The sequence below is a fragment of the Brevundimonas sp. UBA5713 genome, assembly GCF_002419815.1.
Taxonomy (GTDB): Bacteria; Pseudomonadota; Alphaproteobacteria; order Caulobacterales; family Caulobacteraceae; genus Brevundimonas.
In genome coordinates this window covers 1-11,902 of sequence record NZ_DIGV01000046.1, presented here as the reverse complement: position 1 = coordinate 11,902, position 11,902 = coordinate 1, and the positions used below count along the sequence as shown (strand labels likewise).

General features: G+C 62.8%; 14 protein-coding genes. 8 read left to right on the top strand and 6 right to left on the bottom strand.

Translation table 11 applies throughout. The features are described from left to right. From odhB to B3B04_RS11755, 3 genes are all read left to right on the top strand, one after another. On the top strand, window positions 1–886 hold an 886-nt coding region (gene odhB / locus B3B04_RS11765; protein ID WP_292043183.1), incomplete at its 5' end, for a 2-oxoglutarate dehydrogenase complex dihydrolipoyllysine-residue succinyltransferase. A gap of 83 nt (window positions 887–969) precedes the next feature. Further along, window positions 970–1,386, top strand: coding sequence for a hypothetical protein (locus tag B3B04_RS11760; protein WP_292043182.1), 417 nt, complete (start codon window positions 970–972; stop codon window positions 1,384–1,386). A gap of 19 nt (window positions 1,387–1,405) precedes the next feature. After that, window positions 1,406–1,867 carry a hypothetical protein gene (locus B3B04_RS11755; RefSeq protein ID WP_292043181.1) on the top strand — a complete coding sequence of 154 codons (462 nt, stop codon included), beginning with the start codon at window positions 1,406–1,408 and terminating at the stop codon, window positions 1,865–1,867. A 21-nt stretch (window positions 1,868–1,888) separates the two neighbouring features. Here B3B04_RS11755 and B3B04_RS11750 read toward each other — a convergent pair whose 3' ends face one another. Continuing rightward, complete coding sequence (locus B3B04_RS11750) at window positions 1,889–2,155, bottom strand: DUF6356 family protein (RefSeq protein ID WP_292043180.1); 267 nt, start codon at window positions 2,153–2,155, stop codon at window positions 1,889–1,891. 149 nt (window positions 2,156–2,304) lie between these two features. On the opposite strand from B3B04_RS11750, the gene B3B04_RS11745 reads away from it, so the two are divergent. Beyond that, complete coding sequence (locus B3B04_RS11745) at window positions 2,305–3,486, top strand: acyl-CoA dehydrogenase (protein ID WP_292043179.1); 1,182 nt, start codon at window positions 2,305–2,307, stop codon at window positions 3,484–3,486. Window position 3,487: 1 nt separating this feature from the next. Here B3B04_RS11745 and B3B04_RS11740 read toward each other — a convergent pair whose 3' ends face one another. Next, entirely contained in the window at window positions 3,488–4,363 is an 876-nt protein-coding gene (locus B3B04_RS11740) for a DUF3313 domain-containing protein (protein WP_292043178.1), read from the bottom strand. Between the two features lie 118 nt (window positions 4,364–4,481). Here B3B04_RS11740 and B3B04_RS11735 point away from each other — a divergent pair, with 118 nt between their 5' ends. Beyond that, window positions 4,482–5,810: a trypsin-like peptidase domain-containing protein gene (locus tag B3B04_RS11735; protein ID WP_292043177.1), complete on the top strand. Its 1,329-nt coding sequence runs from the start codon at window positions 4,482–4,484 to the stop codon at window positions 5,808–5,810. Window positions 5,811–6,092: 282 nt separating this feature from the next. Here the strand turns inward: B3B04_RS11735 and fabB are convergent, their stop codons facing one another. The 3 genes from fabB to B3B04_RS11720 form a co-directional block, all read right to left on the bottom strand. Then, on the bottom strand, window positions 6,093–7,322 hold the full coding sequence (fabB, locus tag B3B04_RS11730) for a beta-ketoacyl-ACP synthase I (protein ID WP_292043176.1): 1,230 nt from the start codon (window positions 7,320–7,322) through the stop codon (window positions 6,093–6,095). Window positions 7,323–7,346: 24 nt separating this feature from the next. After that, entirely contained in the window at window positions 7,347–7,880 is a 534-nt protein-coding gene (gene fabA / locus B3B04_RS11725; RefSeq protein WP_292043175.1) for a 3-hydroxyacyl-[acyl-carrier-protein] dehydratase FabA, read from the bottom strand. 148 nt (window positions 7,881–8,028) lie between these two features. Continuing rightward, window positions 8,029–8,604 (bottom strand): SH3 domain-containing protein, encoded by a 576-nt coding sequence (locus B3B04_RS11720; protein ID WP_292043173.1) that lies wholly within the window; start codon window positions 8,602–8,604, stop codon window positions 8,029–8,031. 58 nt (window positions 8,605–8,662) lie between these two features. Between B3B04_RS11720 and B3B04_RS11715 the strand changes: the two genes are divergently transcribed. Then, window positions 8,663–9,649 carry a 2-hydroxyacid dehydrogenase gene (locus B3B04_RS11715; RefSeq protein WP_292043172.1) on the top strand — a complete coding sequence of 329 codons (987 nt, stop codon included), beginning with the start codon at window positions 8,663–8,665 and terminating at the stop codon, window positions 9,647–9,649. Here B3B04_RS11715 and B3B04_RS11710 read toward each other — a convergent pair whose 3' ends face one another. After that, on the bottom strand, window positions 9,650–10,423 hold the full coding sequence (locus B3B04_RS11710) for a HesA/MoeB/ThiF family protein (protein ID WP_292043171.1): 774 nt from the start codon (window positions 10,421–10,423) through the stop codon (window positions 9,650–9,652). Window positions 10,424–10,495: 72 nt separating this feature from the next. Here B3B04_RS11710 and hslV point away from each other — a divergent pair, with 72 nt between their 5' ends. Both hslV and B3B04_RS11700 read left to right on the top strand, forming a co-directional pair. Continuing rightward, entirely contained in the window at window positions 10,496–11,053 is a 558-nt protein-coding gene (hslV, locus tag B3B04_RS11705; RefSeq protein WP_292043170.1) for an ATP-dependent protease subunit HslV, read from the top strand. Window positions 11,054–11,149: 96 nt separating this feature from the next. Then, window positions 11,150–11,902 (top strand): AAA family ATPase (locus tag B3B04_RS11700; RefSeq protein ID WP_292043169.1); only part of this gene is annotated, 753 nt, incomplete at its 3' end.

The following is an 11,902-nucleotide window of genomic DNA, read 5'->3' as shown; positions in this document are numbered from 1 at the left end:
GGCTGCTTCGGGCGCACACCTGTCGCCGTCGGTCCAGCGCGTGGTTTCGGAAAACAATCTGAACCCGTCCTCGATCGCTGCTTCGGGTCCGAAGGGCAACATCACCAAGGCTGACGCAATTGCCGCCATCGGTGCCGCTTCGGCGGCTCCGGCTGCGGCTGCTCCGTCGGCTCCGCGTGAACTGGCCCCGCGCGAAGAGCGCGTGAAGATGACGCGCCTGCGCCAGACCATCGCCCGTCGCCTGAAAGAGTCGCAAAATACTGCCGCGCAGCTGACCACCTTCAACGAAGTGGACATGACCAACGTCATGGCTCTTCGCGCTCAATACAAAGAGCAGTTCGAGAAGGCTCACGGCGTGAAGCTGGGCTTCATGTCCTTCTTCACCAAGGCTGTTGTCGCCGCCCTGAAAGAAATCCCGGCCATCAACGCCGAGATCGACGGCACCGACATTATCTACAAGAACCACTACGACATCGGCATCGCCGTCGGCACCGACAAGGGCCTGGTCGTTCCGGTTCTGCGTAACGCCGAAGACCTGTCGCTGGCCGGTATCGAAAAGGGTATCGCCAACCTCGGTAAGGCTGCCCGTGACGGCACCCTGAAGATGGACGACATGCAAGGTGGTACCTTCACCATCACCAACGGCGGCACCTATGGCTCGCTGATGTCGACCCCGATCCTGAACGCTCCGCAATCGGGCATTCTGGGCATGCACAACATCGTGCAGCGTCCGATGGCTGTAAACGGCGAAGTGAAGATCCGTCCGATGATGTATCTGGCACTCAGCTACGATCACCGCATCGTTGACGGCAAGGAAGCCGTGACCTTCCTGGTCCGCATCAAGCAGCTGCTGGAAGACCCGCAGCGCGCTCTGCTGGACCTCTAAGTCCGGTCCTGACGAAAGTCACAACGGCGGCATCTTCGGGTGCCGCCGTTTTCTTTTGGGCCGCACCTCGCCATAGTCGGCCCATGAGCTTGGTCGAGATCGAACGCTATACCGATGTGTACGAGGCCGATCTGGCGGCGGCCTTTCTGGCGTCGCATGGCATAGAGGTGTCGGTTACCGAACGGTTTCAAACCACCATCAACCCGTTGCTGCAGCGCGCCTTGGGCATCCGTCTTATGGGGAGAGCCGATCAGGTGGAGGCGGCGCGGGACTTGTTGGCAAGGGTCAGCGACGGGGAGTTTGCCGATCCGGTACCGCTGGACGAGCTGGCCCCCCGACCCCAAGCGCGCACTATGGGACGCGGTATCGCCCTGATGGGCATGTTGGTGACCGGCTATCCCGCCACGACCCTGCCGCGGCGCATGCGACCGGTGCAGATTATCGGCTTTGTCCTGTTGGCTTTGGTGGTTCTGGGGGCGGTACTGGCCGCCGTGTCGTGACGAGAAGGAAGTGTGGACTATGCGCTATCTGATCCTGCTGCCGGTGCTGGTGTTGGCAGCGTGCGAGCAACCCCCTGCAGTGGAAGAAGCCGTTGCCGCCGCCCCCACATCGATGCCGGCCACCGTCCAGGCGATTGAAGAGGAATTGGTGCCCGAGTTCGAGCGCGCCGCCCCCTCAAAGGGTGTCCTGAGCTATAGCCGGGACGGTACGCGTGTCAGTGTCATGCTCGTGGCTGGCGGGCAGCCGAACGGAGCCGCCACCCCCGCCGATTGCGCGGTCCATATCCGTGGCGTGCAAGGCGCAGACGATCGCATTCGCGGCCATGTGGTGCCTTATGGAGAGGTCACGGCGGAGGACATCGGCCCCGCACCGCTAAAGGTCGACCTACAGATCGGGCCTGAAGGGGTGATGGTTACAGACCACGGCGCGGCGTCACGCCTGTGTGGCATGGGCAGCCAGATTGAAGGCTTCTACCGCTGACTGGATACGCCAGACTAAGGATTACAGGCCCACGTCCCACACGCCTGCATTGCGCATACGCTCTTCGCGCGCCTCATTGGCACGTCGGGTCATGCCGGGCTCCATCTCGCGGACAGCATCGGAGACGGTGGATTTGTGCAAACCGGGCACCACGGCGTGAATGAAAGCGCATCCCGCCAGTTTCAACAGCTTTCCGCAAAAGCCCAGCGAGGCGGCCATGTGCTCGAAATAGGTTTCACCAACCTCTTGGGGGTGTTCTTTGAACAGGCGGTGGAAACGGTCAGACATGAAATAAAGCCGGAAGTTGCGTCGGGAGTGGCCTACCCGACCCGCCTATTTTGTCCTAAACCGCCATGGATAACAGGGGGTCCGTAGTCGCACCGGCATGAAAACGTCGTGAGCGACGGGTATCGCATTAAAATTGTTGAGGAAATGCCATGACTGATGCATCCGCGAAAACCTTCCGCTGGGACGACCCTTTTGATCTGACGGGCCGCCTGACGGATGAAGAGCGGATGGTTCAGGACGCAGCGCGGGCCTATGCGCGAGAATCGCTGTTGCCGCGCGTGGTCGCCGCTTTCCGCGACGAAACCTTTGACCGCGCCATTATGACCGAGATGGGCGAGATGGGCTTCCTCGGGGCCATGCTGCCGGAACAGTATGGTGGTTCCGAAGCCAGCCATGTGGCCTATGGCCTGATCGCCCGCGAGATCGAGGCCATCGACAGCGGCTATCGCTCGGCCATGTCGGTGCAGTCCTCACTGGCCATGTACCCGATCTATGCCTTCGGTTCCGAGGAGCAGAAGATGAAATACCTGCCCAAGATGGCGGCGGGTGAACTGATCGGCTGCTTTGGCCTGACCGAGGCTGACGGCGGATCGGACCCAGCCTCGATGAAGACGACGGCGGTGGCTGTCGATGGCGGCTATCGCCTGAATGGCGGCAAATACTGGATCACCAACTCGCCGATTTCAGATCTGGCGGTTGTCTGGGCCAAGCTGGACGGCAAGATCCGTGGCTTCATCGTCGAGCGTGACTTCGACGGTTTCACCACGGGCAAGATCGGCGACAAGCTGTCGCTTCGCGCTTCGGTTACCGGTGACATCGGCTTGAACGATGTCTTCGTGCCGGAAGCCAACATCCTGCCGGGCGTGCAGGGGCTGCGCGGTCCGTTCTCCTGCCTGAACAAGGCCCGTTACGGCATCGCATGGGGCGCTATGGGTGCCGCCGAGTTCTGCCTGCACGCCACGCGCGACTATGTGGCCGAGCGCATCCTGTTTGGTCGCCCGCTGTCGGCGCGCCAGTTGGTGCAAAAGAAGCTGGCCGATATGCAGACCGAAATCTTCCTCGGTTTTGAAGGCGCATACGCTCTTGGCCGTCTGTTGGACACCGGTGCCTGGGTGCCGGAAGCCATCAGCCTGATGAAGCGCAACAACTGCGGCAAGGCGCTGGCCATCGCCCGCGAGGCCCGCGACATGCACGGCGGGGCCGGTATCACCGGCGAACTGCATGTGATGCGCCACGCCATGAACCTCGAGACGGTCAACACCTATGAGGGCGCACATGACGTGCACGCTCTGATCTTGGGTCGTGCCATCACGGGTGAAGCGGCCTTTTAAATCAGTCCGTACGAGGTTCCGTCGCAGGCCGGGGCGTAGTCTGCGACGAGGTCTGAGGCGACGTCGTCCCGGTCGCAGGGGCGTCGTCGTCGCTGCCATCACCGGTCGCGCCGCTTAGGCTTGGCGTATAGAGGCCCGTGACAAAGCGGCTGACAAAGCCCTCGGGACGAACGCGCGGACCAAAGCGGGCACAGGGGTCGCTCTCGTTCTCGATCGTTTGCGACTCTTGCGGCGTAACGGCCTCGGCGACAATCCGGGCAAAGGCCCCCGTCAGTTGGTGGGCATCGCCGATGCGCGACAGGGAGGGGGATTCTGTACCCACCACCTGCGCATCACGTGCCCAAACCACGGCGGCGGCTTGGCGACCGTCGGGCATCAACAGTTCGGCTTCGGCAGCCAATCCGCCCGTGGAACCGGGAGCCCTTAGCTTGATGGGGCCGGGGATGAAAAAGCCGGCGACGGCTGCTGCCGAAGAGCCGACCGCATCGGTCGCGCCGATGCGGCTGGCGGCAGAGCGCAGTCGGGCGGCCTCGGGGGCCTGCCGGTCGACGATCTGGAAACGCGAGGACAGGGCAAAGCAGATACGCCGGTCAATTTCGCGAACGATGATGTCCTTCTCTTCCTCAGAGAAACCTTCGGCGATATTTCCGGCCAGTACGGTCGGCTCGATCCAGATGGCGCGGACCGTGTTCAGCAGGCTGTCGTCGCGGTACTGCGCCACCTTGGCCCGCACCGTGTCGGTGCGTTCTTGCAGCTTGCTATAGTCACTCAGAAAGCCGGTGCGTGTGGTCTCGGCAGTGGCACAGGCGGATAGTCCGATCAGCGATCCAGTCGCGGTCAACGCCAGTAGCGAAGACCGAATGCGGGACGGGAACATGGGCGCTCTCCTACCGTTGTTCTGTCCGTATATGTCGAACAGCCCTTTCCGGATCGCGTAGGGGGGGACTAAGTTCAGTTTGTTACCCACGACGCAAGTCACGCGACTGGAGCCATCTATGTCATTTAAACCCTTGTCTGCTGCTGTTCCGGCCCTCGTGGCGGCCACTATGGCAGTGCCCATGTGGGGCACCATGTCGCAGCAGGCGATGGCTCAGAGCGCACCGGCCAACCTGACCTATGATGCGCGTCGGGGCGTGTTCTCTTTTGCCGGGGGCATCGAACATGCTCTGCCCGCAGTGGTGAAGGTCACCACGCTAGGGGCTGAACGCTCCAGCACGCCGGAAGGCCCCAAGGCGCTGCAAGGCGGTTCGGGCGTCATTATCGACGCGGCGAACGGCATTGTGGTCACCAACCACCACGTGATCGAGGGCGGGCGCAACTTCACGATCGATCTGATTGATGGTCGCCTGTTCGATGCGGAACTGGTGGGCGCGGACAAGGCGACCGATATCGCCGTGCTCAAGGTGACCGCCTCTGGCCTGTCTCAGGTTCAGCGCGTGGATTCCGATACTCTGCGCAGCGGTGATCTGGCCTTTGCGGTCGGCTATCCGCTGGGCCTGGACCAGACCCTGACGATGGGCGTGGTGTCGGGGCTGAACCGCTCCGGCATGGGCGATGCCATTGAAGACTATATCCAGACCGATGCCGCGGTGAATTCGGGCAATTCGGGCGGACCACTGCTGGACAGTCGCGGGCGACTGATCGGGATCAACACCTCGATCCTGTCGGGTGGTTTCGGCGGCGGTAATGACGGCATCGCCTTTGCCGTGCCGACCCGCATTATGGACTTTGTAGTCACGCAGTTGCTGGACCACGGAGAAGTCAAACGCGGTCAGGTGGGACTGACGGTAGGCTCTCTGACGGCCGCCCGTGCACGCGAGCTGGGCCTCAATATTGTGCGCGGCGCGGTGGTGCATGATGTGATCCCGGGCTCGTCGGCCGAGCAGGCGGGCCTGCGTCGCGGGGATGTGGTGACGCGGCTGGAAAACCGGCCGGTGGCCAACGGGGGGTCGGTGGTCGCCTCTGTGGGTATCGTGACACCGGGGGCCAGTCTGCCGCTGACCTATTTGCGCGATGGACGGGAAATGACGACTTCGGTGCGCGTGCAGGAGCCTTTGACGGGGCAGGCGCTGCTGGGCGCGTCACAGGCCATGGCGCGCGGCCTGACGGTACAGCGTGCCAAGGAAGGCGTGCAGATTGCCGTGGTCGAGGCAGGCACCCATGCGGCCACGGCCGAATTGAAGGCGGGGGATATCATCACCCGCATCGATGGCCGTGCGGTGGGCGATCTTTCGGGCTTTGTCAGCGCGCTTCAGAACGGATCCGTAGCCGAGTTGTCGGTGCTGCGTGGCGGCGAAACCCTCGAGGTCCAGTTGGGGGGCTGACAGCCGCCCCCGAGAACCCGCATCGGGTTTCAGATAAACGAAAGCCCGCCAGCTTGGGGTCTGGCGGGCTTTCTTACTGTGCCGGCTCGCAGAAGCCTCTAAGCAGGAGAGGTCCTGGGGGGCTGGGGGGGCTGTTCAGGGTCCGGAACCAAACCAAGCCTCGGCGAGCCGACAAATGGACTATCGAAACGCTTCACGGTGAGTTCAGGACCGATTAGCGGCCTTTTGGTGTCATTTCGCATTTTAGCGATATGCCACGTTCAGGCCGCTGAACGGGCCCGTTTAGACCTTCGACAGGATCAGCGTGGCGTTGGTGCCGCCGAAACCGAAGCTGTTGGACATCACGTGCTTCAGCTCGCCGTCATGGCGCTCCTGCAGGATCGGCATGCCTTCGAACTCCGGATCGAGGTTCTCGATGTGGGCGCTCTTGGCGGCAAAGCCGTGCTTCATCATCAGCAGGCAGTAGATGGCTTCCTGCACGCCTGCCGCGCCCAGCGAGTGGCCCGACAGCGACTTGGTGGAGGAAATCATCGGCATGGCCTCGCCAAAGACGTTGCGCACCGCATTCATTTCCTTGGCATCTCCGACTGGCGTCGAAGTGCCGTGCGGGTTCAGGTAGTCGATCTTCGGATTGCCGGCCATTTCCAGCGCAATCTTCATGCAGCGCTCTGCACCTTCGCCCGACGGGGCGACCATGTCGTAACCGTCGGCATTGGCACCGTAACCGGTGACTTCGGCATAGATGGTCGCACCACGGGCAACCGCGCGCTCGTATTCTTCCAGAACCACGATGCCTGCACCGCCGGCGATGACGAAGCCGTCGCGGTCCTTGTCATAGGCGCGCGAGGCGACCGACGGGGTGTCATTATAGTTGGACGACATAGCACCCATGGCGTCGAACATGTTCGACATGGACCAGTCGATGTCCTCACAGCCCCCGGCGAAGACCACGTCCTGCTTGCCCCAGGCGATCTGTTCGGCAGCAGCGCCGATACAGTGTGCCGAGGTCGCGCAGGCCGACGAGATCGAATAGTTGATGCCGCGGGTCTGGAACCAGGTCGACAGCACAGCTGACGGACCCGAAGCCATGGCCTTGGGCACCGCGAACGGGCCCACGCGCTTGGGCGAACCCTTTTCGACCGTGGTCTGGGCCGATTGCAGGATGACCTGCGTCGACGGACCGCCCTCGCCAACGATCACGCCCGTGCGGTCGTTTTTGATGTCTTCGGCATCAATGCCGGAGTCTTTCAGGGCTTCTTCAAAGGCGATGTGGGCCCAAGCCGTACCGTTCGCGAGGAAACGCGCCGCGCGGCGGTCTACCAGCGGGGTCCAGTCCTCGGCGGTCGCGCCCAGGGCAGGCGGGGCCCACACCTGGGAACGGAAGCCGTATTGGGCATGGTCAAGCGCGTGCTGGATGCCCGAGCGGGCGTCCTTCAGCGAGGCGGCAACCTCGTCCTGACCCGTGCCGATGGAAGAGACGATACCGATGCCGGTGACGACGACGCGACGCATAGGCGTTTCCTCGTATGCTTTTAATTAGGCTTCGGTCTTTTCGGCATTCGCGCCGAACAGGCCGACCCGCATGTCATTGCAGGTGTAGATGACTTCGCCATCAGCTTCGAGCACGCCATCGGCGATGCCCATGACCAGCTTGCGGTTGATGACGCGCTTCAGGTGGACCTTATAGACCACCTTTTTGACGTCCGGCGTGACTTGGCCGGTGAATTTCACTTCGCCCACGCCCAGCGCACGGCCCTTGCCCGGGCCGCCTTGCCAGCCGAGATAGAAGCCGACCATCTGCCACATGGCGTCAAGGCCCAGGCAGCCCGGCATAACCGGATCGCCGATGAAGTGGCACTGGAAGAACCACAGGTCCGGACGGATATCGAGTTCAGCCTCGACATAGCCCTTCCCGTAGTTGCCGCCGTCAGAGTTGATTTCGACGATGCGATCGAACATCAGCATCGGCGGGGCGGGCAACTGGGCGTTGCCGGGGCCGAACAGTTCGCCACGGCCAGAGGCCAGCAGGCCTTCAAGATCAAACGACGACGGGTATTGGGACTGGCTCAAAGTCAATGGGCTCCGAATGGTATAGGCTCGGGTAACACGACGTGGGGCCTTGGCTCAACTGTCGTGCACAAGCTATGCAGAGGCGCTTATAGCGCCCCATGCCGTTAGAAATATGATGAGACGGCCTTTTTTGCCGCCAAGGCCGCGTTTAGTCGTCTATCCGACCCGGACCGGCAGGGCGTGCGGCATTGCACAGCGGATGGCTCTGGGTGCCGAAGACGCCGCGCTCGGGGATCCAGCCGCGCACCTTGCGGGCGCGTACGCGGCACCAGCCATCCTCACACTCATCAAGACTGACAATCGACTGCGGGGACAGCATGGCGCGCACAGATGCCGTGGCAGAACGCCCTGTGCGGATAGGGATGGGTTCATCCGAACGGTTGAACACACTGCGACGACCTGACGCGACCGTGCGGTGAATCCACGCCACCGAACCGTCCGGATCGCAGATTTTACGCCATTCGCGTGTTTCAGCGATCACCTGCACCGGCAGATTGGCCGAGCGGTATTCCCACAGGATCGGATAATCCAGTCCGGGGCCTTGGCGTGCGCGTACCTTATTGGATTTCAAAGAGATCCAGCGCGGGACCTCAAGACCCGTCGGGGTCGGTCGACCATCGGGCATGGTCTGGGCCGCACCTGTCATGGCTCCCAGCGCTATCACGCCGAATACCACGCCAAGGCGACGGAAGTTTTTGACCCTGACCGCAGCTTTGATAGACACGTCCTGACTCTACAAGCAGCGGGCCGCAAGACCCGCGGAAGAAACCCCAGGTCCCTTTATGTCCGTCCGCAAGCTTAAGGTCGTGTTAACCAGACGGCTCCCCGACGCCGTTGAAACACGCATGCGTGAACTTTTTGATGCCGAGTTGAACCTGACCGACAAGCCGATGGATCGCGATGCGCTGATCGCGGCGGTCCAAAAGGCCGATGTTCTGGTGCCGACCATCACCGACAAGATCGACGCCGAACTGATCAATGCGGCCGGCGAGCAGCTGAAACTTATTGCAAACTTTGGCGCAGGCATCGACCACATCGATGTCGAGGCCGCCGTGGCCCGCAAGATAATCGTCTCCAACACGCCGGGCGTACTGACCGAGGATACCGCCGACATCGCCATGTCGCTGATCCTGTCGGTCAGCCGCCGTATTGTCGAGGGGGCCAATGTGGTCACCGACGGGCAGTATAAGGGCTGGACGCCCACGTGGATGTGCGGTCGCAAACTGTATGGCAAGCGTCTGGGGATTGTCGGCATGGGCCGCATCGGTCAGGCACTGGCCCGCCGCGCCAAGGCGTTTGGCATGCAGGTCCACTATCATAACCGCAAGCCGGTGCCGGATATGGTGGCCGAGGAGCTGGGCGCGACCTGGTGGGATGATCTGGACCAGATGCTGTCGCGCATGGATGTGATCAGCCTGAACTGCCCCGCTACCAAGGACACCCATCACCTGCTGTCGGCGCAGCGTCTGGCCCTGCTGCAACCTCACGCTATCCTGATCAACACCGCTCGCGGCGAGCTGATCGATGAAGAAGCGCTGGCGGAGGCCGTGAAGAGCCGCGCCATTTTCGGTGTGGGTCTGGATGTGTTCGAGCGCGAACCGGTGGTGCACCCCGGCTTGATCGGTCACCCCAATGTGGTGCTGCTGCCCCACCTCGGTTCGGCCACGATCGAGGCGCGTCAGGATATGGGTGATCGCGTGATTGCCAACATCATGACCTTCCAGAACGGCCACCGTCCGCCGGATCGCGTCATCCCTGCGATGCTCTGATCAGACGTGACCGCCGCACACCGGACATTCCGGATCGGCCGTCAGTTTGACGACGCGGGCGGCGGCGGTGAGGCCGTCGTAGATCAGCAGGCGGCTTTCCAGAGGGTCGCCTGCGCCCGTGATGAGTTTCAAAACTTCCAGCGCGCTCATCGTGCCGATGACACCGGCCAGCGCGCCGATGACGCCGACGCGGGCACAGGTTTCGGCCTCGGGCGGCACCTCGGGTACCAGACACTGATAGCAGGGCCGGCCGGTGAACACCGCGACCTGTCCGGACCAGCGGCCCAGCGCGCCCGACACCAGCGGCTTGCCCGCGGCCACGCAGGCGGCGTTGACGGCGAAACGGGTGTCGAAATCGTCGGTGCCATCCAGCACCACATCATAGCGGGCGACCAGTTCGCGGGCATTTTGGGGCGTGATGCGCTGGTTCAGGCGCTCGATCGTCGTATGCGGGTTCAGCGCCGACAGACGCGCCTCGGCCACATCCACCTTCGGTTTATTGATATCGTCGGCGGTGAAGATCACCTGTCTTTGCAGGTTCGACAGTGACACCGCATCGTCGTCAATAAGGCCCAGCGTTCCGACGCCTGCTGCGGCCAGATAGAGCGCTGCCGGATTGCCGATGCCGCCCATGCCGACCACAAGCACGCGGGCGCGCTTCAGCGCCTGCTGCCCCGGGCCACCGACTTCTGACAGGATCAGGTGACGGGCATAGCGTTCCACCTCTTCATCCGAGAAGCGGACGGGCGGTGGCGTGGTCGTGGACTGGCTCATCTTGTCGCTCTTAGCATTTTCGATGCGGCTTTGCGCTTGCAGCACGCGGCGACGCTCGCCACATGCCCTAGCATGACGCAGCACGCTTCTTCATTTCCCGATTGGCACGGCACGACCATTCTGGCCGTGCGCAAGGAAGACAAGACCATCATCGCCGGTGACGGTCAGGTCTCCATGGGCCAGACCATTGTCAAAGGCTCGGCGCGCAAGGTGCGCAAACTGGCCGGTGGCAAGGTCATCGCCGGTTTTGCGGGCGCGACCGCAGACGCGCTGACCCTGATCGAACGGCTAGAAGCCAAGCTGGAACAGTACCCTGACCAGTTGGCCCGCGCCTGTGTGGATCTGGCCAAGGACTGGCGCACGGACCGCTACTTGCGCAAGCTGGAGGCCATGCTGCTGGTGGCCGACAAGAACACCATCCTGACCGTCACCGGCGTGGGTGATGTGCTGGAGCCGGAACAAGGTGTGGCCGCTGTCGGCTCGGGCGGCAACTATGCGCTGGCCGCCGCTCTGGCCCTCATCGACGAGAAAACCGACCTCGACGCCGAAGCCATCGCCCGCAAGGCCATGAAAATCGCCGCCAGCATTGATGTGTATACGAACGGCAACCTCACCATTGAGAGTCTTTAAAGGCCCGCAAGCGGGCGGACGCTCAGCCCCTAACACTCGCCGCGCGGCGGCTCGTTGCTTGAGGGGCTTCGCTGTTTTGATTTGGACTGAATACCCATGACCGACCTGTCGCCACGCGAAATCGTATCGGAACTGGACCGCTATATTGTGGGACAGCAGGACGCCAAGCGCGCTGTGGCAGTGGCCCTGCGTAATCGCTGGCGTCGCAAGCGTGTGCCGGAAGACCTGCGCGATGAGGTCACGCCAAAGAACATCCTGATGATCGGCCCGACGGGCGTGGGTAAGACCGAGATCGCGCGCCGCCTCGCCAAGCTGGCGGGATCGCCCTTCCTCAAGGTCGAAGCGACCAAATTCACCGAGGTCGGCTATGTGGGCCGCGATGTCGATCAGATCATGCGTGATCTGGTGGAAAGCGCCATTGCCATGGTGCGCGACAAGCGCCGCGTCGAGGTTCAGGCCAAGGCCGAGGCTGCCGCCGAAGACCGTCTGCTGGATGCTCTGGTGGGGCCGGGCTCGGGCCAGCCGACCCGCGATGCCTTCCGCAAAAAGCTGCGCGCCGGAGAGCTGGACGACAAGGAGGTCGAGATCGCCTTGGCCGACAATGCCTCGCCGCTGCAAGGCATGGATATTCCGGGCGCCAACGTCGGCATCCTCAACCTGTCCGACATGCTGGGCAAGCTGGGCGGGGGGCGCACCAAGTCGGTACGTATGACCGTAAAGGACGCGACCCAGCCCCTGATCACCGAAGAGGCCGACAAGCTGCTGGATCAGGACAGCCTGACCCGCGAGGCGGTGAAGCTGGCCGAGAACGAAGGCATTGTCTTCCTCGACGAGATCGACAAGGTCGCC

What these genes read in the sequence shown, in the direction of transcription:
- B3B04_RS11745 (WP_292043179.1), top strand. Translation starts at nt 2,305, where the DNA reads ATGACTGATGCATCCGCGAAAACCTTCCGCTGGGACGACCCTTTTGAT.
- B3B04_RS11710 (WP_292043171.1), bottom strand. Translation starts at nt 10,423, where the DNA reads ATGAGCCAGTCCACGACCACGCCACCGCCCGTCCGCTTCTCGGATGAA.
- hslV (WP_292043170.1), top strand. Translation starts at nt 10,496, where the DNA reads ATGACGCAGCACGCTTCTTCATTTCCCGATTGGCACGGCACGACCATT.
- B3B04_RS11755 (WP_292043181.1), top strand. Translation starts at nt 1,406, where the DNA reads ATGCGCTATCTGATCCTGCTGCCGGTGCTGGTGTTGGCAGCGTGCGAG.
- B3B04_RS11735 (WP_292043177.1), top strand. Translation starts at nt 4,482, where the DNA reads ATGTCATTTAAACCCTTGTCTGCTGCTGTTCCGGCCCTCGTGGCGGCC.
- fabB (WP_292043176.1), bottom strand. Translation starts at nt 7,322, where the DNA reads ATGCGTCGCGTCGTCGTCACCGGCATCGGTATCGTCTCTTCCATCGGC.
- B3B04_RS11750 (WP_292043180.1), bottom strand. Translation starts at nt 2,155, where the DNA reads ATGTCTGACCGTTTCCACCGCCTGTTCAAAGAACACCCCCAAGAGGTT.
- B3B04_RS11760 (WP_292043182.1), top strand. Translation starts at nt 970, where the DNA reads ATGAGCTTGGTCGAGATCGAACGCTATACCGATGTGTACGAGGCCGAT.
- B3B04_RS11715 (WP_292043172.1), top strand. Translation starts at nt 8,663, where the DNA reads ATGTCCGTCCGCAAGCTTAAGGTCGTGTTAACCAGACGGCTCCCCGAC.
- B3B04_RS11740 (WP_292043178.1), bottom strand. Translation starts at nt 4,363, where the DNA reads ATGTTCCCGTCCCGCATTCGGTCTTCGCTACTGGCGTTGACCGCGACT.